The organism is Mycobacterium sp. D16Q16 (genome assembly GCF_002013745.1).
Taxonomy (GTDB): Bacteria; Actinomycetota; Actinomycetes; order Mycobacteriales; family Mycobacteriaceae; genus Mycobacterium.
In genome coordinates this window covers 63146-84702 of sequence record NZ_MAEY01000014.1, presented here as the reverse complement: position 1 = coordinate 84702, position 21557 = coordinate 63146, and the positions used below count along the sequence as shown (strand labels likewise).

General features: G+C 64.4%; 17 protein-coding genes. 12 read left to right on the top strand and 5 right to left on the bottom strand.

Annotated features, from left to right (window positions below):
• Window position 1: 1 nt before the first annotated feature.
• Complete coding sequence (locus B4394_RS15450; RefSeq protein ID WP_078315688.1) at window positions 2-904, bottom strand: SDR family NAD(P)-dependent oxidoreductase; 903 nt, start codon at window positions 902-904, stop codon at window positions 2-4.
• 284 nt (window positions 905-1188) lie between these two features.
• Between B4394_RS15450 and B4394_RS15445 the strand changes: the two genes are divergently transcribed.
• The 4 genes from B4394_RS15445 to B4394_RS15430 all read left to right on the top strand — a co-directional run bounded on the left by B4394_RS15445 (window position 1189) and on the right by B4394_RS15430 (window position 3787).
• Window positions 1189-1698, top strand: coding sequence for an SMI1/KNR4 family protein (locus tag B4394_RS15445; RefSeq protein ID WP_078310899.1), 510 nt, complete (start codon window positions 1189-1191; stop codon window positions 1696-1698).
• Window positions 1699-1875: 177 nt separating this feature from the next.
• Entirely contained in the window at window positions 1876-2955 is a 1080-nt protein-coding gene (locus B4394_RS15440; protein WP_078315600.1) for a M48 family metallopeptidase, read from the top strand.
• A 15-nt stretch (window positions 2956-2970) separates the two neighbouring features.
• Window positions 2971-3363, top strand: a complete 393-nt coding sequence (locus B4394_RS15435) for a hypothetical protein (protein WP_078315599.1) — start codon at window positions 2971-2973, stop codon at window positions 3361-3363.
• A gap of 55 nt (window positions 3364-3418) precedes the next feature.
• Window positions 3419-3787 (top strand): GatB/YqeY domain-containing protein, encoded by a 369-nt coding sequence (locus B4394_RS15430; protein WP_078315598.1) that lies wholly within the window; start codon window positions 3419-3421, stop codon window positions 3785-3787.
• Here the strand turns inward: B4394_RS15430 and B4394_RS15425 are convergent.
• Window positions 3782-4450, bottom strand: coding sequence for a TetR/AcrR family transcriptional regulator (locus tag B4394_RS15425; RefSeq protein WP_078315597.1), 669 nt, complete (start codon window positions 4448-4450; stop codon window positions 3782-3784). The two genes, B4394_RS15430 and B4394_RS15425, sit on opposite strands and share 6 nt — an antisense overlap.
• A gap of 107 nt (window positions 4451-4557) precedes the next feature.
• Here B4394_RS15425 and B4394_RS15420 point away from each other — a divergent pair, with 107 nt between their 5' ends.
• The 7 genes from B4394_RS15420 to B4394_RS15390 all read left to right on the top strand — a co-directional run bounded on the left by B4394_RS15420 (window position 4558) and on the right by B4394_RS15390 (window position 17672).
• Window positions 4558-6060 carry an MFS transporter gene (locus B4394_RS15420; protein WP_078315596.1) on the top strand — a complete coding sequence of 501 codons (1503 nt, stop codon included), beginning with the start codon at window positions 4558-4560 and terminating at the stop codon, window positions 6058-6060.
• A gap of 37 nt (window positions 6061-6097) precedes the next feature.
• A complete protein-coding gene (locus B4394_RS15415; RefSeq protein WP_078310876.1) occupies window positions 6098-6667 on the top strand; it encodes a GNAT family N-acetyltransferase in 570 nt (189 codons plus the stop codon).
• Between the two features lie 160 nt (window positions 6668-6827).
• Complete coding sequence (locus B4394_RS15410; protein ID WP_078315595.1) at window positions 6828-8906, top strand: hypothetical protein; 2079 nt, start codon at window positions 6828-6830, stop codon at window positions 8904-8906.
• Between the two features lie 57 nt (window positions 8907-8963).
• On the top strand, window positions 8964-9545 hold the full coding sequence (locus B4394_RS15405; RefSeq protein ID WP_078310901.1) for a class I SAM-dependent methyltransferase: 582 nt from the start codon (window positions 8964-8966) through the stop codon (window positions 9543-9545).
• Between the two features lie 358 nt (window positions 9546-9903).
• On the top strand, window positions 9904-13470 hold the full coding sequence (car, locus tag B4394_RS15400) for a carboxylic acid reductase (RefSeq protein WP_078315594.1): 3567 nt from the start codon (window positions 9904-9906) through the stop codon (window positions 13468-13470).
• A 53-nt stretch (window positions 13471-13523) separates the two neighbouring features.
• The gene (gene car / locus B4394_RS15395; protein ID WP_078315593.1) at window positions 13524-17081 is read left to right on the top strand and encodes a carboxylic acid reductase; all 3558 of its coding nucleotides are present in this window, start codon (window positions 13524-13526) and stop codon (window positions 17079-17081) included.
• Window positions 17082-17171: 90 nt separating this feature from the next.
• The gene (locus B4394_RS15390) at window positions 17172-17672 is read left to right on the top strand and encodes a nuclear transport factor 2 family protein (RefSeq protein ID WP_078315592.1); all 501 of its coding nucleotides are present in this window, start codon (window positions 17172-17174) and stop codon (window positions 17670-17672) included.
• Here the strand turns inward: B4394_RS15390 and B4394_RS15385 are convergent.
• The gene (locus B4394_RS15385; protein WP_078315591.1) at window positions 17669-19411 is read right to left on the bottom strand and encodes an N-acyl-D-amino-acid deacylase family protein; all 1743 of its coding nucleotides are present in this window, start codon (window positions 19409-19411) and stop codon (window positions 17669-17671) included. The two genes, B4394_RS15390 and B4394_RS15385, sit on opposite strands and share 4 nt — an antisense overlap.
• A 117-nt stretch (window positions 19412-19528) precedes the next feature.
• Between B4394_RS15385 and B4394_RS15380 the strand changes: the two genes are divergently transcribed.
• Window positions 19529-20278: a ferritin family protein gene (locus B4394_RS15380; RefSeq protein ID WP_078315590.1), complete on the top strand. Its 750-nt coding sequence runs from the start codon at window positions 19529-19531 to the stop codon at window positions 20276-20278.
• On the opposite strand, the gene B4394_RS15375 is transcribed toward B4394_RS15380, so the two are convergent.
• Entirely contained in the window at window positions 20217-20537 is a 321-nt protein-coding gene (locus B4394_RS15375) for a 2Fe-2S iron-sulfur cluster-binding protein (protein WP_078310906.1), read from the bottom strand. The genes B4394_RS15380 and B4394_RS15375 overlap by 62 nt on opposite strands.
• The gene (locus B4394_RS15370; protein WP_078310907.1) at window positions 20534-21442 is read right to left on the bottom strand and encodes a metal-dependent hydrolase; all 909 of its coding nucleotides are present in this window, start codon (window positions 21440-21442) and stop codon (window positions 20534-20536) included. Before B4394_RS15370 ends, B4394_RS15375 begins: the two co-directional genes overlap by 4 nt.
• Window positions 21443-21557 lie beyond the last annotated feature (115 nt).

The following is a 21557-nucleotide window of genomic DNA, read 5'->3' as shown; positions in this document are numbered from 1 at the left end:
TCTACCTCAACGGGCCGGCCACCGCTTCCACCTGGCCTTCCGGGCTCCGGCCGCGACCCGAATACCAACGGTAGTAATCGTTCTGCACCCGGCTCACGATTCCCGGTAGTACACGGTAGGAATCCCGGTACAGGATGCCCAGTGGGTTGTTCACCTCGCGACTGCGCCGCCTGAGCGCGTCGACGACCATGTCGACGCCCTCCTCCAGCGTCAGCGATGCGTACTGGCTCCAGTCCGACGGGGCGATCATGTCGGTCGTCACCAGCGGGAGATGAACGTTGGTGACGCGCACTCCGTCGGCACGGCTCTCAATGCCCGCGATACGCAGTACCGCATCCATGGCCGCCTTCGACCCGACATAGGCAGAGAAGTCGGGCAGGTTGCCCAGCACTCCAATCGACGAGCTGTGCACGATATGCCCCGAGCCACGGGCACGCATGCCCGGCAGCAGGCGCAGCACCAGGCCCACACCACCGAGGTAATTGATCGCCACGGTCCGCTCGTAGTCGTGCAGCCGGTGTTCGGAATCTGCGAGCGACCGCATGATCGATCTGCCCGCGTTCAGCACCAAAATATCCGGTGCCCCATAGCGTTCGAGCACCTCGTTGGCGACTGCATCCGCGCCATCGCTGGTCGATAGGTCGCCGGGCACAGCGTGCGCGGCACCGCCCCGCACAGTGATCTCGCGCACGACGTCGTCGAGTTCATCGGCCCGGCGTGCGGTGACAATCGCACGAGCGCCCGCCTCCGCGACCCTCTCGGCCAGCCTGCGGCCGATCCCGCTCGACGCGCCGGTGATCAACACTGTCCGACCGCCCACGCGCTCGGACAGTGTCGGAGTCCATGGGTAGCTGATGCTGACCGGCCTCGTGAGAACGTTGATCATGTGCCTGACGGCCCGCATCGGGTCTCCCATAACTCGTGTGCTGCTGACTGTTTCGCGTTGCGGCGGCAGAGCCGAGGCGTGTCACCCCGAGCAATGATTATGTTGACATCAATCGTTGTCAAGATGAGGCTCGGTTACTGAATTTCGTCATCCCGCTTTCGTGCCGTTTGCTATCGTTGCTGATGGACGCAAGTTTTGCGGGTCGCGTGCGGTTCAGCGCGACACTCTTCCTCATCGCCGCATTCCTGTGTGCGTGTGTGTCCCCCAGCAGCGCTGCCCGGCACGACGAATGGTCGTCGCTCGTGTCGATGCTCGCCGACCAGCAGAAGGCTCTGCACGAAAAGGACCCTTTGTACGACCTCCCCGGCGCACCCCAGCCGACGACGCGCAAGGACATCCGCGCAAAGGAACGGCAGTGGGGCTTGTATCTCGATGCCGACCACCGGGAACTGCTTCAGATATCCGACGGCATGCGCGCCTTCTGTGGCTTCGACGACTTGTTCTCCCTCGCCGATTCGGCGCCGGGTTCGACGAACTGGGAGGGCATGAAGGCCTACATCGAAGGCGCGTCGCTGACTCCCGAATACTTTGGTGCCCATTCCTTCAACCAGCTGATTCCCGTTCTCGGCACCGAGGACGACTACGCCATGATCGTCGCCGTTGCCCATTCGTACTTCAGCGACGAGCCGGGCACCGTGTTCGAGCTCGGCGCTGGCGGCCCTAACGGGATCGGGCAGTACCCGACACTGATGGACGCGGTGAGGACCAAGTCGGAGTGGTATCAGAGGGAACTCCGGAACACGAATACGTAGACGTGCCCGGGGAACCAAAACGTGTGCGCGATCGTCTGACCTAACAAGAAGCGCTTCCGGGGGGACACATGACATCGAGACCAGGCGTTGCCGCGACGGTATCCGCTAACAGCTGTCGCGTTCCCCGATTTCGCCGGGCGCACACGGTAAGCACGGTAACCAGATAGGTTGAATGCCATGTCCGATCTGCCTACTCGCACCTATGCCGAGTTTCCCGGAATCAGCACACGCGCCTGGGAGCACCCGGCCGACCGGGCAGCTCTGCAAACACTGCGCAGCCTCAAAGGCTTCGACACCGTCCTCAAAGCGCTGGCCGCACTGCTGCGGGAACGGCAGCATCGGCTGATGTATCTGGCGACCGCCGTCCGCGTCGACGATCGACAGTTCACGTCATTGCACGACACCCTCAATGACTGCGCTCGCATCCTCGATGCCCCCGAAACCCCGGAGCTCTACGTCATTCAGGGGCCATACGCCAACGCGTACACCATCGGCATGGACCAACCGTTCATCGTGCTGACCTCCGCCCTGCTGGACCTGATGAACGAGCAGGAGCTGCGCTTCATCGTCGGCCACGAACTCGGGCATGCACTCTCCGGCCATGCGGTGTACCGCACCATGCTGATGCACCTGATGCGGCTGGCGGGGAACCTCGGCTGGATGCCGATCGGCGGGTGGGCGCTGCGCGCCGTCGTCGCCGCGCTCATGGAATGGCAGCGCAAGTCCGAGCTTTCCGGGGACCGCGCCGGAATGCTCTGTGGTCAGGACGTGGACACCGCGATCCGGGTGGAGATGAAGCTGGCCGGCGGCTCACGCCTCGACGAGATGGACACGCAGCGCTTTCTGGCTCAGGCGGCAGAGTACGAGCGCACCGGCGATATGCGTGACGGCGTGCTCAAACTACTCAACCTCGAACTGCAATCGCACCCGTTCTCGGTATTGCGGGCCGCCGAGCTCAGCAAGTGGATCGACCGCGGCGAATACGGCGCGATCCTCCGCGGCGACTATCCGCGACGCGACGAGGACGCACAGGCTGACCTGGGTTCCGAATTCCGCTCCGCGGCAAAGTCATACAAGGACAATTTCGATTCCTCCACCGATCCGCTGATCTCCGCGCTGCGCAACTTCGGATCCACGCTCGACGGCGTGGTCAATGTCGTCGGCCAGGGCGTCACCGATGTCGCCACCGACGTGCGACGCCGATTCTCGGAGTGGCGCAACAATTCCGACGACGAGCCACGCGATGGCGACGCCTGACCGCGGGCACCAACCATGACCGATCCCAACTACATGAACTTCTTCGTCGAGCGGGCCGCCTCCGATGCGGCGGTGGTCATGGCCTGTACCAAGGCCTGTGGCCTTGGCCTGGAATCAGATGGCCATCCCGTCGACGACGCGGATGGCTACGTGCAGATCACCGAGTACACAGACGGATTCGAGATGGGACTGTGCATCATCTGGCCGCCTACCACGCGGATGCCCCGATCCCAGGAAGCGGTGGCACAGACGATCGCCCACGAACTGCGCCAGCGGGTGCTCTTCGACATCGAGGATGCGGGCGCCGACTCGGGCGAGCGATGGATCCTCGCGACACCCGGGGGTGCGGCCTCCACGGTCGACATCGTGGAATACGAAGACGGCGTCGGCCTGGCCGGATCCGCTTGACACCATCGAATATCCGATGGCCGGCATCGATCCTTCTCGATACGCTCGAGACCCCATGACCTCGACCCACGACCCACATGTACTGCGCACAGCCATGCGCACCGATCTCAGCACCGCGATGAAGGCCCGCAACAGCCGGGCCGTGAGTGCACTGCGGACAGCGATCGCCGCGATCGACAACGCCGAGTCAGTGGACAACGCAGCGCAAGCCTCCCTGGATAACGCTCATGTCGCTGGTGCGACAAAAGGCCTCGGGTCAGCCGAGGCAACTCGCAGGGTGCTCTCCCCGGCCGATGTGCGGGCCGTACTGCAGGCACAGGTCGATGATCGTGTCACCGAAGCCGAGCGCTACGACACGCTCGGCCACGCCCAGGCCGCCACGCAGCTGCGCGAAGAGGCCGCAGTCATCGCCAGGTATCTATAGCGACCCGTAGCGTCGTGCGATCCCGTCGCACAAGATCTCCACGCCCTTGACGATCACCTCACGCGGATTGGTCACCTGTGGCAGCTCACCCACCCCCACCAGTGCGGCCAGTCGCGGGGACTCCGGCAGCTCGGCATTACCGCCGATCAGCTCCGACAATCCCGAAAAGTCGGTGCGTGCACCCGGGGAGACAAGCTGCCCACCGACCGCACCGAGACCGACGCCCTGCGAGTAGCTCCACACCTGAAACGCCAACTCCGCCGCCTCAGGCACCGGAACCCCAAGGTGACCGAAGGCCTCCAACAACCAGTCGAAACACACCAGGGTGTCGGGCTGCATCCCGTTGCGTGGCACCGCGTACGCCAACAGCACCCAGGGATGGGTGCTGTACAGATTGAAGTCATATTCGACGGCGACGCGCACCCGTGCCCGCCAGTCTGGGTCGCCCAGCATGTCAGCGGGATAGGCGAATCGCCGGGTGACCTCGGCGGTCATCTCGACCAGCAGCGCATCCTTGTCGGCGACGTGGCGGTACAGCGACATGGCGCCCACGCCGAGAGCCTCGGCGATCTTGCGCATGGACACACCGGTCAGGCCTTCCGCGTCGGCAATCGTGATGGCCTTGGCGACAATCGATTCCAGCGTGAGACGCGGATCGGTCACGATGCTCCCTCCATAACTCGATTGACCGGCTTCACCAATTTGCGTACAGTGTACCCAGTCTACTGCGTACGCCGTACGCGCCAAAAATATCACCGGAGCGATACCCCATGACCACCTGTAAGAGCACTGCGCCCGAAAACGCGACGCCAGAAGGCGCCCGCGCTGGACGCCGTACCTGGTTCGGGCTGGCCACTCTCCTGCTGCCCGTGTTCCTGGTGTCCATGGATGTCTCCGTGCTATTCCTGGCGATGCCACGACTGTCCGAGTCGCTCAATCCGTCGGCGGCCGAACAGCTGTGGATCCTGGATGTGTACGGATTTCTGCTCGCCGGACTGCTCATCACCATGGGCAACCTCGGCGACCGGTGGGGACGCCGACGCCTCATGCTCTGGGGTGCAACGCTCTTTGGCATCGCATCGGTGATCGCCGCATTCGCACCCACTCCACTGGCCCTCATCGCGGCCCGCGCACTGATGGGTATCGGCGGGGCCACCCTGCTCCCCGCCAGCCTCGCACTGATCGGCGTCATGTTCCCCAACGCCCGCCAGAAGGCGCTTGCGGTGGGCATCTGGGCCGCAGCCTTCTCATTCGGCGCCGCCGTCGGACCCGTCATCGGCGGCCTGCTGTTGCACCACTACTGGTGGGGCTCGGTGTTCCTCATCAACGTTCCGGTGCTAATCGTGCTGCTGCTCACCGCCAACGCGCTCATCCCCGAATACCGGAACCCCGTCCTGGAACCCTTTGACCTCGCCGGCGTCGCGCTGTCGATGACCGGAATCATGACACTGGTATACGCCGTGAAAGCCGCAGCCACGCATGGCTTCTCGCTATCTGTCGCGATCACCGGCGTGATCGGCGTCGTCACCCTGGTGATGTTCATCCGGCAGCAGATGCGCTGCCCGCACCCGCTGCTCGCACTGGACCTGTTCCGCAACCGGACCTTCACCGTGGCGATCGTCGGCACCGTCGCCGCGATGGCGACGTTCGGCGCCACGACCTACCTCACCGGGCTCTACCTGCAGTCGGTGCTCGGTTTCGACGTACTGGCCGCAGCCTTCCTCGGGCTACCCATGGCGCTGACGGTCGCCTACTTCTCGATGGACGCGGCACGTATCGAGCGTCTACTCGGGGAGCGCTGGACGTTTGTGACGTCTCTGCTGGCCATGGCCGTCGGCAACGCGGTCCTCCTCGCCCTGGGCCCGCACGGGCCGGTGGGCGTCTACATCGCGGCGACGGTGATCGTCGGCGCCGGGGCGGGTGTCATGTTCACGTTCGTCTCGGCCGTAGCGCTCAATGCCGCCCCGACCGAGCGGGCCGGGCAAGCCACGGGCATTTCCGAGATGAGCTTTGAGCTCGGGACGGCCTTTGGACTGGCCTTGTTCGGTGCCCTCGCCTCCGCCATCTTCGCCGCACGCACCCACGTGCACGAGACACTCGGGCAGGCCATGGCGCGCGCCAAGGACATCGGTGGCGAGACGGGCGCCGCCGCGGCTGAGCTCGCCAGAACCGGATGGACCGACGGAATCCACGCGGTAGCGGGAGTATCGACGCTGGTCCTGGTCGCCACCGCGATCACGGCCGCCGTTGTGATGCGTCACAGCGACACCTGATCGGGAACCTTCGACGCACCGGGCTCGTAGAACACATATGACCCGTGAGATCCGAGACATCGACTCCACCACTGAGGCCGTTGCCCACCGCGTGATCGCCACGGCATTCGCAGAGGATCCCGTACTGCGTTGGGTGAACTCCGACCCCCGGCGTGACGTGGCGATATTCCGTGGGATCTCGCTGGCCTTGCACGGCTCCGGCCAAGGTGAGTACCTGCTGTACGACGACGGTGTGGCGGTAGGAGCCGCGCATTGGGATCCGCCGAGCTGGGAGCCTCCGGGTGCGCAGCGGATGCGCGCCATCCCGTTGCTTCTCGGCGGGGTGCGGCTCGGCGTCTTCCGCGGTGTCGCCCTGGCGCGTGCCGCCGCCGCGGTCCGGCCCAAGCACCCGCACTGGTATCTGGCGACTATCGGTGCCGCCATCCCCGGCAGAGGCATCGGCTCAGCGCTCCTCAAACACCAGATCGATCAGATCGAAGGTCCGGCATATCTGGAGAGCTCCAATATCCGCAATAACCCGCTCTACGAACGCTTCGGATTCACCGTGGTCGACGAGATCAAACCGGCGCCCGACGGCCCCACGCTGTGGGCAATGTACCGGGACTGATTGCGCCCCAACGTCGCTGATAGCGGACTCACCGGATCCGTGAGAATCGGTAACGACCGCGACTACCCTGGCGATGGAATACCTAGAGTTCGGTGTGAATTAGTGCTGATAGTTGTCTCCGCCCGGTGTGGTGGGGGCGCCGGTAGTACAGAGGGTTGAGATGACGATTGTTCCGCCTCCCGTCGAGGACACCGCGATGCGGGCGTGGGAGTTCCCCGAGAACGACCCCGAACCGCCCGCATCGTCGGCCAAGTACGCACCCGGCGAGCCGCAGCTGCGTGCTGCGGCCTTCGGGACGCTGATCGGTCTGCTGGTGGCGGTGTTACTGGGCGCGGCCTATGGCGCCGAGCCCGGCGGTTCACTGTGGGCCTTGAACAAAACCGTCTTCACCACTCACTCCCAGGACGTGGCTGTGCGTGCCGTGGTTTCCCCGCTCAAGAACGCCCAGGACATCCTGGGCAATGGCACGCAGCCCTCTCCCGATCAACTCACCGAGGCGCGTACCTCACTCAACGAGGCCAAACGAGGACTGGAGTTCGTCTCCGCCTCCAATGAACGCACCACACTGCAGAACCTCTATCTGCAGCTCACTCAGCAGCTGCGCCAGTACACACCCGAACAGGCACAGCAACTTCCCGCGCTACCCGCGCCCCCAGGCGTGAACACCGACGCGAATCTGGCCGCCAACGTGGGGCCCGCCGCACCGGCATCATCGCCGCCAAGCTGGGGCTACGCCGCCGCCGCGAGCGCACCGGGCCCGGCACCGCAGTCCTACTCGGCTCCCCCGCCTCCCGGAATTCCGGTCGATCCCGTTGCCGACTGGCCGGCTCCGGTCGCGCCGCCGTTGACGCCCAACCTGCTCGATCTGGGTGGCTACGACCCGTCGTGGTCTCTGCTCTACGGATACAACGTCTTGGACTGGTTCAACTGGGGACTGTCCGGCTTCAACCGGTACGGGTTCGACTTCATGGGCTTCGACCGATGGGGTTACGACCGATGGGGTTACGACCGATGGGGTTACGACCGGTCGGGTTACAACTGGGACGGCTACAACTGGTCGGGCTACAACCGCGACGGTCGAGATCGGGACGGCCGCAACGAATGGGGTCAGTTCCGGGACGACGATCCCCGCGACCAGGGTTGGTACGACCGGTATCACCCGTATCGGGAGTACTACGACTGGAAGTTCCAGAACACCAACCCGGTGTACAGCCGCAACCTGTGGGATCAAGCGCATGGAATCAATCCCGCACAATACCGGGATTGGAACCTGAATCGCGGCTGGGACAACCCGTTAGAGCGCGACTGGTCCCCCGTAACCAGCACCGCCCGGGTCGCCGACCGCCCGGTACTGTCCGAGCCGGTGGTGAACCTCGATGCGTCACTCGCGCAGTTCCTCACCGATGACAAGTCCGCCCATCCATCGGGGGATCTCATCAAGGATCTGTCGACTAAGTCGGTCCGAAACTTCAGCAAGGAATTGGCCACCCCGCCCCCGGCTCCCGAGAAGGCACCGACATCGGTGCCCCCTGCCGAGGTAAAGCCCGCCGCCCCACCGGTATTGACGGCGCCAGTGCCGACAGTTCCGCCCAAGCAAGTGCCCGAAGATTTCACACCCCCGTCACTGCCGACGGTTCCGCCACTGACACCGGCCCCGTCCACGGAGCCGCGCGCAACGTCCAGCACGTCGAGCCCGGCCCCGTCGACCGAACCGTCACACTCACCGACCCCGACGTCCGGGCCTCCGACCGATGCCACCACCAGCCCGTCCGCTCCCGCTCCCACCTCGGCTGCTCCCGGACCCACACCGAAGGAGGAGACCTCCGCGCCCGTGACGACGCCGACGGCCCCGACTCACGAGACACCGGTCACGCCAACGCCACGCCAAACGGTCACCACAGCACCACCGGAAACAGCCGAGCCCTCGGTCGCTCCCGAACCGACCAAGCAGCGCAGCACGCCGACGTACGAGACGCCGACGTCCGAAGCGCCCGCACCGCGGGCGACCGTAGAACCTGCGCCCCAGCAGGTCCCGACCGAGGCTCCAGCGAAGCAGACACCCGTCGAGCGTGAGACGCCCCCGTCACGAGCGTCGGCGCCAGAAACCGCGGCGCCTACACGCGACGCGCCCACGCGGGAGGCACCGACGTACAGCACCGCGACACAGGCACCCAGTTCGGGCGGCAGTAGCGGTGGTGGTTACGGCGGCGGTGGCAGCAGCGGTGGCGGCCACCACTAGCGAGAGCCCCACCCACAGCGGAAGTAAGGGTACCCTTATTTCATGCCGACAACATGGATGGACACCGTGGTACGCCAGGTGCGCAGGGTGGGCGACTTCCCGTTTCCTCACCAGGCGGCCTTCATGCTCGACAATCCGATTCATCGAAGGTTCGTGAATCCCGCGGGCGTAGCCGAGCGGCTGGCGCTGCGTGGTGACGAACGAGTGTTGGAGATCGGCCCAGGGCCGGGAATCTTCAGCGTGCAGATCGCCCCACGACTCCCGTCCGGCCATCTCGACTTGTTCGACGTGCAGCCCGAGATGCTCGACAAGGTGAAACGCAAACTCGACCGGGCCGGATATCGGAACGCGGGATTTCACTCGGGCGACGCCAGCAATGGACTTCCCTTCCCGGACAACTCCTTTGACATCGCCTTCCTCGCCAGCGTGATCGGCGAAGTCCCCGACAAGACCGCATGCATCCGGTCTCTGCACAAGGCGCTCAAACCCGGCGGACGGCTGGTGTTCCAGGAGATCTTCCTCGACCCCGATCGCCTGAGCATCTCCGAGCTACGCGCCCTCGCCGAATCAGGGGGTTTCGCCTTTGCCTCGGCGACCGGAAGCCGGTGGCGCGACATCGTGGAGTTCACCCGAACCTGATCCCACCCCCCCGCCACATCGGGTACACCGTCGACGGCCATTTCCTCGGCCCACAGCACGGTTCAGGGCTCGACCATCGATGCCCATTCTTCGTGTAAACCCGCGAGCACCGGCGCCCCGCCGGCCCCCGTGAGCAACCGCCGCGTGCGCCATGGCAATCCCTTTCACAGCACGTAAGCCGGATAATCCTTCGTGCGGGAAGGCACGAGCGCAACGGTTCCCGCGGCCGCGTCGGCAGTGGATTTGCATCCCGGATAGTGGGAGCCTGTTGTGAGGAATACCATATCTGGATATATCGTTAGTTTAGGTAATCTACTTTTCAGACTTCCAAAGAACACCCTGTTGATTTGAGGCTGCCATGACCGTGACCCACGAGACCGACCCGCAGCTGGAGCAGCTGGCCCGCCGCATCGAAAATCTGCGTGAGAGCGATCCACAGTTCCGCGCCACTGCACCCGATCGCACGGTCGCCGAGCAGGTACTGCGCCCCGGCCTACATCTCTCCGAGGCCATCGCGACGTTGATGACCGGATACGCCGAGCGCCCGGCGCTGGGCGAGCGTGCACGTGAACTGGTCACCGACCACGAGGGCCGGACCGTGCTGCGGCTGCTCCCCCGTTTCGACACCACCACCTACGGTGAATTATGGTCCCGGACAACGTCTGTCGCAGCATACTGGCACCACGACGCGGCTCATTCGGTCAACGGTGGCGACCTGGTGGCGACCCTCGGGTTCACCAGCATCGACTACACCGTGCTGGACCTCGCGATCATGATTCTCGGCGGGGTCGCGGTTCCGCTGCAGACCAGTGCACCGGCGTCGCAGTGGACCACCATTCTCGCCGAGACCGAACCCAACACGCTGGCCGTGAGCGTCGAATTGATCGGCACCGCATTGGAATCGGTACTCGCCACCCCGTCGATCAAGCAGGTCGTGGTGTTCGACTACGCCCCCGAGGTCGATGCGCAACGCGAGGCCTTCGACGCCGCTAGCGCACAGCTCGCGGGAACCGGTATCACCATCGAGCCGCTCGATGGGGTGATCACCCGCGGCGCAAAGCTTCCCGCGGCCCCGCTCTACGCACCCTCCGACGGCGACGACCCGCTCGCGCTGCTGATCTACACCTCCGGCAGCACCGGGGCCCCCAAGGGCGCCATGCACAGTGAGAACATCGTGCGCCGCTGGTGGATTCGCGAAGACGTCATGGCCGGGACCGAGAACCTGCCGATGATCGGACTGAACTTCATGCCGATGAGCCACATCATGGGCCGCGGCACACTCACCTCGACGCTGTCCACCGGTGGACTCGGGTACTTCGCCGCATCCAGCGACATGTCAACGCTCTTCGACGACATGGAGCTGATCCGCCCCACCGCACTCGCCCTGGTGCCCCGCGTATGCGACATGGTCTTCCAGCGGTTCCAGACGGAGGTGGATCGCCGCCTCGCCAGCGGTCACGCCGCGGATCCAGATGCGGTGGCCGCAGAGGTCAAGGCCGAGATTCGTGACAACCTCTTTGGTGGACGTGTACTGGCGGTCATGGTGGGCTCGGCACCGCTATCCGAAGAGCTGGGCGAATTCATCGAGTCCTGCTTCGAGCTGCATCTGACCGACGGATACGGATCCACCGAGGCGGGCATGGTGTTCCGTGATGGAGTCGTGCAACGCCCGCCGGTCATCGAGTACAAGCTGGTCGACGTGCCCGAGCTGGGGTACTTCTCCACCGACCAGCCGCACCCGCGCGGTGAGCTGCTGCTGAAGACCGACGGCATGTTCCTCGGCTACTACAAGCGTCCCGAGGTCACCGCAGGCGTCTTCGACGAAGACGGCTTCTACATGACCGGCGACATTGTCACCGAGCTCGCCCACGACAACATCCAGATTGTCGATCGCCGTAACAACGTGCTCAAACTGTCCCAGGGCGAGTTCGTCGCGGTCGCCACACTGGAAGCCGAGTACGCCAACAGCCCTGTGGTGCACCAAATCTACGTGTATGGCAGCAGCGAAAGGTCCTATCTGCTGGCGGTCGTGGTGCCGACACCGGAAGCCGTCGCGGCCGCACAGGGCGACGCAGCGGCACTGAAGGCGACCATCGCGGATTCGTTGCAGGACATCGCCCGAGAGATCCAGTTGCAGTCCTACGAGATCCCGCGCGACTTCATCATCGAGCCCCAGCCATTCACCCAGGGCAACGGACTGCTGACCGGCATTGCCAAGCTGGCCCGTCCGAACCTCAAGTCGCACTACGGCGATCGGCTGGAACAGATGTACGCCGACATCGCCGAGCAGCAGAGCTTGGAAATGCACCGGCTGCGTTCCGATTACGATCCCGATAAGCCCGCGCTGGAGACGGTGCTCAAGGCTGCACAGGCTCTGCTGGGCGTCTCGTCGGCCGAACTCACCGCGGACGCACATTTCACCGACCTGGGTGGCGATTCGCTGTCCGCCTTGTCCTTCTCAGATCTATTGCGCGATATCTTTGGCGTCGAGGTCCCCGTCGGAGTCATCGTCAGTGCCGCGAACGACCTCAGCGGTGTCGCGAAGTTCGTTGACGAGCAACGCCATTCGGGCGGAAGCCGACCGACCGCCGAGACGGTGCACGACGCCGGGCACACCGAGATCCGCGCCGCCGACCTGACCCTGGACAAGTTCATCGACGAGGCCACGCTGCAGGCGGCCCCCGCGCTCCCCCGAGCGGTCGGAGTCCCGCAGACGGTGCTCTTGACCGGGTCCAACGGCTACCTGGGCCACTATCTGGCACTGGAATGGCTTGAACGCCTGGACAAGACCGGCGGCAAGCTCATCGTCATCGTCCGCGGCAAGGACGCCGACGCCGCCTACCGCCGCCTCGAGGAAGCGTTCGATACCGGCGACACCGAACTGCTTGCGCACTTCCGGGCGCTGGCCGAAACGCAGCTGGAGGTGCTCGCGGGCGATATCGGCGACCCCGACCTCGGCCTGGAATCCGGCACCTGGCAGCGCCTGGCCGACACCGTGGACGTGATCGTGCACCCGGCCGCACTGGTGAACCATGTACTGCCCTACAAGCAGCTGTTCGGCCCGAATGTCGTTGGGACCGCTGAAATCATCAAGCTGGCACTGACCACCAAGATCAAGCCCATCACCTATCTGTCCACGGTCGCGGTCGCGGCGTATGTCGATCCGGCCACCTTCGACGAAGAGTCCGATATCCGGCTCATCAGCGCGGTGCGCCCCGTGGACGAGCTGTACGCGAACGGCTACGGCAACAGCAAGTGGGCCGGCGAGGTGCTGCTGCGCGAAGCGCACGACCTCTGCGGCCTGCCGGTCGCGGTGTTCCGCTCCGACATGATCCTGGCCCACAGCCGCTATACCGGCCAGCTCAACGTCCCCGACCAGTTCACCCGCCTGATCCTCAGCGTGATCGCGACCGGCATCGCACCCGGATCGTTTTATCAGGCGCAGGTCACGGCTGAGCGTCCCCGTGCGCACTATGACGGGCTGCCGGGTGACTTCACCGCAGAGGCCATCACGACGTTGGGCACGCAGGTGCCGGAGGGCCCCGAGGCCTATGTGACGTACGACTGTGTGAACCCCCATTCCGACGGCATCTCGCTGGACAACTTCGTCGACTGGCTCATCGACGCCGGCTACCGCATTCGGCGCATCGACAACTACAGCGAGTGGTTCGACCGCTTCGACACCGCCCTCCGAGGCCTGCCCGAGAAGCAAAAGCAGCACTCTCTGTTGCCGTTGCTGCACGCGTTCGAACAACCCTCCGGCGCCGAAGACCATGGAGTAGTTCCGGCCAAGCGTTTCCAGCACGCGGTCCAGGCCGCCGGAATCGGCCCGGTCGGCCAAGACGGCACGACCGACATTCCTCATCTGTCGCGGCAGCTGATCGTCAAATACGCCAAGGACCTCGAACAGCTCGGTCTTCTGTAGGTCCAGGTGAGCCCCCGCGCTTACAGAATCGACGGTTTCGTAAGCTGCCCGATATGACGATCGACGCCACCGCTGCCCATACGAAGGAAGCACGTCGTCAGCGGTTGAGTGACCGCGTGAGGCGTCTCTTCACCGAGGATCCGCAGTTCCGGGCTGCCAAACCTGACACCGCGGTCGATGCCGCCGTCGCGGTGCCCGGTCTGCGGCTCGCACAGGTGGTCGCCACGATCATGGACGGATACGCCGAACGTCCCGCCCTCGGACACCGCGCCCAGGAGCTCGTCACCGATGAGGCGGGACGCTCGACGCTGCGTCCGCTGCCCGAATTCGAGACCGTCACCTACGGCGAGCTGTGGGGTATGGCCCGTGCGCTGGCTTCTGCCTGGCATCACGATGCCCACGCTCCGGTGCGGACCGGCGATTTTGTCGCGATGCTCGGCTTCACGAGCGTCGACTACACCGCGGTTGATCTCGCGTGCATCCACCTGGGCGCGGTAGCGGTGCCGCTGCAGACCAGCGCGCCCGCATCGAATTGGACCGCGATCCTTGCCGAGTCCGAACCCTCGGTACTGGCCGTAAGCGCCGAGTTATTGGATGCGGCAATGGAATCGGCACTCGTCACGCCGTCCCTGCGGCATATCACTGTCTTCGACTACCACCCCGGTGTCGACACACAGCACGAGAGCATCGAATCCGCGCAGCACCGGATCGCCGAAGCCGGCCTGCCGATTTCCGTTGACGTGATATCCGCGGTGATCGGACATGGGCGCGCCCTGCCGGAGGCTCCCCTGTTCACCGCCGCCGAAGGCGACGACCCCTTGGCCCTGGTGATCTACACCTCGGGAAGTACGGGCACCCCCAAGGGCGCCACATACACCGAGAAGATGGTCGCGAAACCATGGCTGCGGGCCGACACCCTGAGCTCCAAGGCCGAAATTCCTTTGATCAACCTCAATTTCATGCCGATGAGCCACGTGATGGGACGCGGCAGCCTGGTCACCGCGCTGGCCTGTGGCGGCCTCGCCTACTTCGCGGCGTCCAGCGATATGTCCACCCTCTTCGAGGACATCACCCTCACCCGCCCCACGGTGGTGACTCTCGTTCCCCGCGTGTGCGACATGCTCTTTCAGCGTTACCGCAATGAGGTCGAACGCCGCGCCGGGGAAGATCCCGCGGCCAACCTCGCCGCACTCGGCGCGGACGTCAAAGCCGAGATCCGTGAAAACCTTTTCGGGGGACGCGTTTTGACCATCGTCTGCGGCTCTGCGCCATTATCGGAAGAGCTCGCGGCGTTCATCGAGTCCTGCCTCGACGCCCGCATCACCGACGGATACGGATCCACCGAAGCCGGGGTCATTGTGCGCAACGGACGAATCCAGCGCCCGCCCGTCATCGACTACAAGCTGATCGATGTGCCCGAGCTGGGCTACTTCTCCACCGACAAGCCGCACCCGCGCGGTGAGCTGCTCGTCAAGGCCGAGTCGGTGTTCGGAGGCTACTTCAAGCGTCCCGACGTCACGGCCGATGTGTTCGATCCGGATGGGTACTACAAGACCGGCGATATCGTCGCCGAGCTTGAACCCGACAAGATCCAGATCGTCGACCGGCGCAACAACGTCATCAAGCTGTCTCAGGGCGAGTTCGTCGCGATCGCCAACTTGGAGGCCGAGTATGCCAACAGCCCACTGGTGCACCAGATTTGCGTCTATGGAAGCAGCGAGCGATCGTATCTGTTGGCCGTGGTGGTACCGACCTCCGAGGCGTTCGAGCTAAGCCACGGCGATGACGAACTACTCAGACGCCTGATCGCCGAGTCACTTCAGCAGGTGGCCCGCGATGCCGAGCTGCAACCCTACGAGGTGCCCCGCGACTTCCTGGTGGAGACCGAGCCGTTCACGGCCGCCAACGGCTTGCTGACCGGTATCGCGAAGCTGGCTCGCCCCAAGCTGCACGAGAAGTACGGTGCCCGTCTCGAACAGCTGTACTCCGATATCGCGAGCGCCCAGACGCTCGAACTGCAGGCGCTGCACGCGGCCGGACACCAGGGCAAGCCGGTCCTCGACACCGTGCAACGTGCGGTGACGGCGCTACTGGGGCTGTCCGCGGCAGAGGTCAGCCCGGACGCGCATTTCATCGACCTCGGCGGCGATTCCCTCTCTGCCCTGTCCTTCTCGGATCTGCTCCGCGACATCTTCGCCGTCGACGTTCCGGTCGGCGATATCGTCAGCGCCGCGAACGATTTGACCGCCATCGCGCGCATCATCGAAAAGCACCGCGATTCCGGGTCGGCCCAACCGACCGCCGAAACGGTGCACGGCGCCGGGCACACCGAGATCCGCGCCGCCGACCTGACCCTGGACAAGTTCATCGACGAGGCCACGCTGCGGGCGGCCCCCGCGCTCCCCCGAGCCGTCGGAACACCGCAGACCGCGTTACTCACCGGAGCCAACGGCTACCTGGGACGGTTCCTGACACTGGAATGGCTTGAATGCCTAGACAAAACCGGCGGCAAGCTCATCGCCATCATCCGCGGCAAGGACGCCGACGCCGCCTACCGCCGCCTGGAAGAGGCATTCGGCAGCGGCGACGCGCAGCTGCTGGCACACTTCCGGGCGCTGGCCGAAAAACACCTGGAGGTGCTCCCCGGCGACATCGGCGACCCGAACCTGGGGCTCGATGCGGACACCTGGCAGCGCCTGGCCGACACCGTGGACGTCATCGTTCACCCCGCGGCCCTGGTCAATCACGTGCTCCCTTATAGCCAGCTGTTCGGCCCGAATGTCGTTGGCACCGCGGAGATCATCAAGCTGGCACTGACCACCACGATCAAGCCTGTCACCTATCTGTCCACGGTCGCCGTGGCCATGTCGGTGGATCCCGGGGTGTTCAATGAGGATTCCGACATCCGCACCATCAGCGGGGTCCGGCCAATAGACGAGGGGTACGCCAACGGATACGGCAATGCCAAGTGGGCGGGCGAGGTGCTGCTGCGCGAAGCGCACGACCTCTGTGGCCTGCCGGTCGCGGTGTTCCGCTCCGACATGATCCTGGCCCACAGCCGCTATACCGGCCAGCTCAACGTCCCCGACCAGTTCACCCGGCTTATCCTCAGCCTCATCGCCACCGGCATCGCCCCAGGGTCGTTTTACCAGAAACAGGCGACGAGTGAGCGTCCGCACGCCCACTATGACGGGCTGCCAGCCGATTTCACGGCATCAGCCATTACCGCACTCGGCAGCGCAGTTGCGTCTTCTGAAGGATTTCAGACCTACGATTCGGTAAACCCACATTCCGACGGCATCTCGCTGGACAACTTCGTCGACTGGCTCATCGACGCCGGCTACCCCATCCAGCGCATCGACAACTACGGCGACTGGTTCACCCGCTTCGACACCGCCCTCCGCGGCCTGCCCGAAAAACAAAAACAGCATTCCCTGCTGCCACTGCTGCACGCGTACCGGTACCCGCAGCACGCGCACAACGGGGCTTTCATACCCGCGACCAGATTCCGCGAAGGCGTCCAGGCCGTCCAGAACATCGACATCCCCCACCTCACCCAGGATCTCATCGTCAAGTACGCAACGGACCTCGAACAGCTCGGCCTACTGTAGCCGCGCGAATTTCTGTGCGCCGCTTTCAATTCCGGAGTGATACCGGCGAAAGCCCGGATTCGGATTCGTGACCGGTGTTAGTGTCCGGCCATGGGACAGTGGTCACGCGACGAGCTGCAGAACATGTTCGACCATCACCTCCGGGTGGTCGATGAGATAGGCCCCAAGGGTGAGTGGGCCACATACGCCGACCTATTCGCCGAGGAAGCCAGCTATATCGAACCGACCTACGGAACGTTCGAGGGGCGCGAGGCCATCCGCGAATCCATGGTTAAGACCATGTCGGAGTTCCCCGGAGCCGAGATGCCGCACTACTTCTCCAACTGGCATGTGGTCGACGAGGAACACGGCTGGGTCATCTGCGAGCTGGTCAATCGGATGAAGGACCCTGGCGACGGAAGCATCTGGGAAGCAACGAATATCAGCATCTTCCGCTACGCCGGCGACAATCAATGGGCCAACGAGGAAGACATCTATAACCCGATGCAGTTCATGGTTGCCATCCAAGGCTATGTGCAGCGCAGCAGCGAGCTGGGCTCACTGTCTCCGGCGGCCGAGGCCTTCGGGAAGAACATGGGCTGGTTGAGCTAGCTCGCGGCCAGGAACCGGCCCGCCTTGACCGTGCTGCCGAAGCCCTCGACGAAGGTGCCGTAGGAGTACACCCGCTGCCCACCGACGACCGTGGCCGCGATCGCCTTGTCATTGCGGCATACCTGCCGCGACACCCCGAATTCGTCCATGAACTGCTCGTGATACTCCTCCAGCGAATCATCAAGGCCCGCAGGGTCGATCACCGCGATATCGGCAGTGTCTCCAATGCGCAGACGGCCGGCATCCAGTCCGTACCACCCACCGAGTTCGCCGGTGAGCCGGTGCACCGCGGCTTCCAGCGGCATGAAGGGCACGCCCGCCTCGCTGGCCTCCTTCACGCGCTTGAGTAACCGCAGCCCCGCGTTATAGAAGGACATGTTGCGCAGGTGCGCACCGGAGTCGTTGTTGCCCAGCTGGAAATGGCGGTACTTGATGGCCTCGTTCAGAATGTCGGTTCGGTCATTGGCGATGGTGGTGTGCCAGCGCACCTTGCCCGGGTACTCGGACACGAGGTCGAGGAAGGCGTCGACGGGCTGCACCCCACGATCGTCTGCCACCTGACCAAACGACTTGCCTACCACCGACTCATCGGGGCAAGCAACAATCTCTGTGTCGTACATATCGCGATTCCAGGCCACCACCCCGTACTTCTGGGCCATCTCCTTGCGGAACCGTCGCCGATACCCCTCGTCCCTGATCAGATCGACCCGCTGGAGCTGATCACGGATATCCAGTGCCGCCGTGCCCGAGGCGAATTCCTCGAAAATCACCAAATCCATACCGTCGGAGTACAGATGGAACGGCACCGCCAGCAGCTGGAAGTTGACCTGGGAGCGCAGTAGCGGGTTCAGAGCGCCGGTCGCCGCCTTCAGGAGATTGATCACCGACCGGTTGCTCTTCAGATCAAAGGCCGCCAGCAGCGTGGTCTTGAGGGAGCGCCGCCAGGGGCGAGCACCGCTGAGCAAGAAGTGCATGACCGTCTCGGGCCGCTTCTCCACGTCGAGGTTCGATTGCACCACCGCGCCCCGGCGGCGCACCACGTCATAGAGCGCGCCGTACTCGCGCCAGGTCGCGTAGGTGGACGGCAACTGCCGACCCGCGAACCGGGTGCCCTCCAGCTTGGAGAAACGCAGCCGGTCGGTGGACAAGCCGACGAAACCGGCGTCCAGGGCATCGGCCACCATGGCCCGCATCCGGGTCAGCTCCTCGGATGTGGGGCGTTCGTCGTAGTCGGTCGCACGCGCAAGACCCATGACCGCCGCACGGATATCCGAGTGCCCGATCAGCGTTGCGACGTTGGCGCCCAAGGGAAGTGACTCGATGCACTTGCGGTACCCACGTGGCCCGTCCCAGTCCTTGTGCTCCTTGAGGGCGGAATGAACCGCATCCCACGGCAGGGCCTCCACCCGGGCGAAAAGATCGGCAACATCCTCCGGATCCGCGTACACGGCGGACATCGAGCAGTTGCCGTAAATGACGGACGTGACACCGTGCCGCACCGATTCGCCGAGTCCCGGGCTGACCAGCACCTCGGCGTCATAGTGGGTATGCACGTCGACCATGCCGGGGATAACCCACTTGCCGTCGGCATCGATGACCTCGCTCGCGTCGGCACTCGACAGGCTGGGGGCCATGGCCACCACCTTGCCGCCGCGAATCCCGACGTCCAGAGCTTGGCCGGGTGCGCCCGTCCCGTCGAACACCAGGCCGCCACGCACCAGCAGGTCAAATGTCGCCATAGTCGATCCACCTCACTCGATCAGCAGATACTCAGCTTATCCCTGAGTATTCATGCCTAACTGAAAGACCCATCTGCGTCTTCACAGGTGCTTCACAACTGATTGCTACCGTGCGGCATGAACTGGGTCGACCATTTCGAACGGAACCGTACGCGCAACCGGGAGGTCGATGCCGCGATCAACTGGCGCGGCGACACCATGCTGTCCAGGGAGGCCGCGTTGGCCATCGGACGTTCCCTGCAGCGCTTCGAAATCGGCGAACGCGGCGATGGGGAGGTGCTGCTCCGCAAGGCGCGCACAGGTGACCCCCACTACGCGCGGGCGCTGGAATTGTTCGTCGCCGAAGAACAGCAGCACGCCCACCTCCTGGGCCGAAGCCTGGAGCACCTCGATGTGCCGCCGCTGTCGCGACATTGGTCGAACTCGGTGTTCGTATCGGCTCGCCGGATGTTCACGCTGCGTTGGGAGGTGATGGTGCTGACGGTGGCCGAGGTGATCGCCCTGAGTTACTACGCCGCGATGTCGCAGTGCGGCGACCCCGCGGTGGAGGCGATGTCGATGCGAATCCTCGACGATGAGCATCATCACGTGGCGTTCCAGATCGACTCGCTACACGAGGGATTCGCGTCCACTCCCCGGACCGTCAAAATCCTGCTGCGTGCGTGCTGGATGGTCGTGGCGGCGGGCGCCACCGCTGCGGTGGCGTTGGATCATGGCCCGGCCCTGCGGGTTTGCGGGTGGACCCGGGCACGGTTCTCCCGCGACGCCTGGCGCAATTTCCGCCAGGTGTCGCGGGAGTCCTTACTCACGCGTCGAAGAAGATCTGTACCCGGTCAGATTCCGGCAGCGTCTGGCACGCCAGCGTGAACCCCTCGGCCACCTCGCTGTCGATGAGAGACTCGTTCATCAGCATCCGCGTCTGACCCGATCGCACCGAACACATGCAGGTGGCACAGGCTGATTCGCGACATACATAGGGCGCGTCGATCCCAGCGTCCAGGAGTACGTCGAGCAGCTTCTTACCCCTCGGCCAGTCCAGAACATGTGTGCTGCCGTAGATTTCAACCTCCAGGACCGCGTTCCCGGTGGTGTCGCTGCCGGTGACCCGGATGGCTTCTGCCGTCACTGGCCCACCGCACGGCGGCCCGGCAAGCGATCATTCAGCTCGCCCTCGGAACCGAAGAGGATTCCCTGCCATTCTTCGAGCAGCTCCTCGGTGTCGACATCGTCGGGATGAAATCCGGGGCGCATGTATTCGGCGATATCACGCATCAAACCCTTTACCAGCGGGCCGCGGTAGACATCGATGGTCTGCCGCAGCACTGCCAACGGCTTCCATCCACTGGGGTCGGTGAGGATCGACGCCAAGACGGCCAGCGTCATCAAGGGCAGCGTGCCCGCCCAAATCAGCGACATCACGCCGATGCGCACCGACTCCGGACCACCCACCGAGCGATACACGTCGAAGGCGACAGACTTGTGCTCCATCTCCTCCATGGCGTGCCAGTTCAGGAGGTGGTGAACCTCGTCGGACATCGGAATCTCTTGCAGTTCAGCGCTGGAGAGCACCCGCTGGGCGAGCACCGCCGTGTAATGCTCGGCAGCGGCGGTCATAGCCAGATGTGCGATCTTGGGTGCGCGCTTCTCCAGCGCGATGACGAATTTCTCGCGCCGGCTCCCCTCCTCGAAGTTCATGATCCGGACCAAGGGATAGCCCATATCGATGATCTTCTCGTTGAGCTTGCGATGCTCGCGGCCGTGCATGGCCTCCTGTCCGATGAAGCCCGCCACCCGCTTCTTCAACACCGGGTCGGTGATCTGGTCGGCGTAGTTGCGCACGGACCTGATGAAGGACTCCTCACCGGGGGGAAACGCGCCGGAAAGGAGCGACACCAAGTGACTGAAGACGATGTCGCCCTCGACGTAGTGCTTCTTCATGGGGGCCGGCTCACCGAATCGGAAGTTCATCCGGCGCACCTTGGGCAACTCGCGTGCCGCGACTCCCCGCCGCCCCTGCTCGACAACAGCCATGACGGAACTCCTTCCTGGGACGTCTCCATTGACGTCTGACCTGGCGATTTCTTAGTAGTACTCCGAGTACTACTGGTAGTATCCATACCGCACGGCGCTAGCACAATAGGCAGCA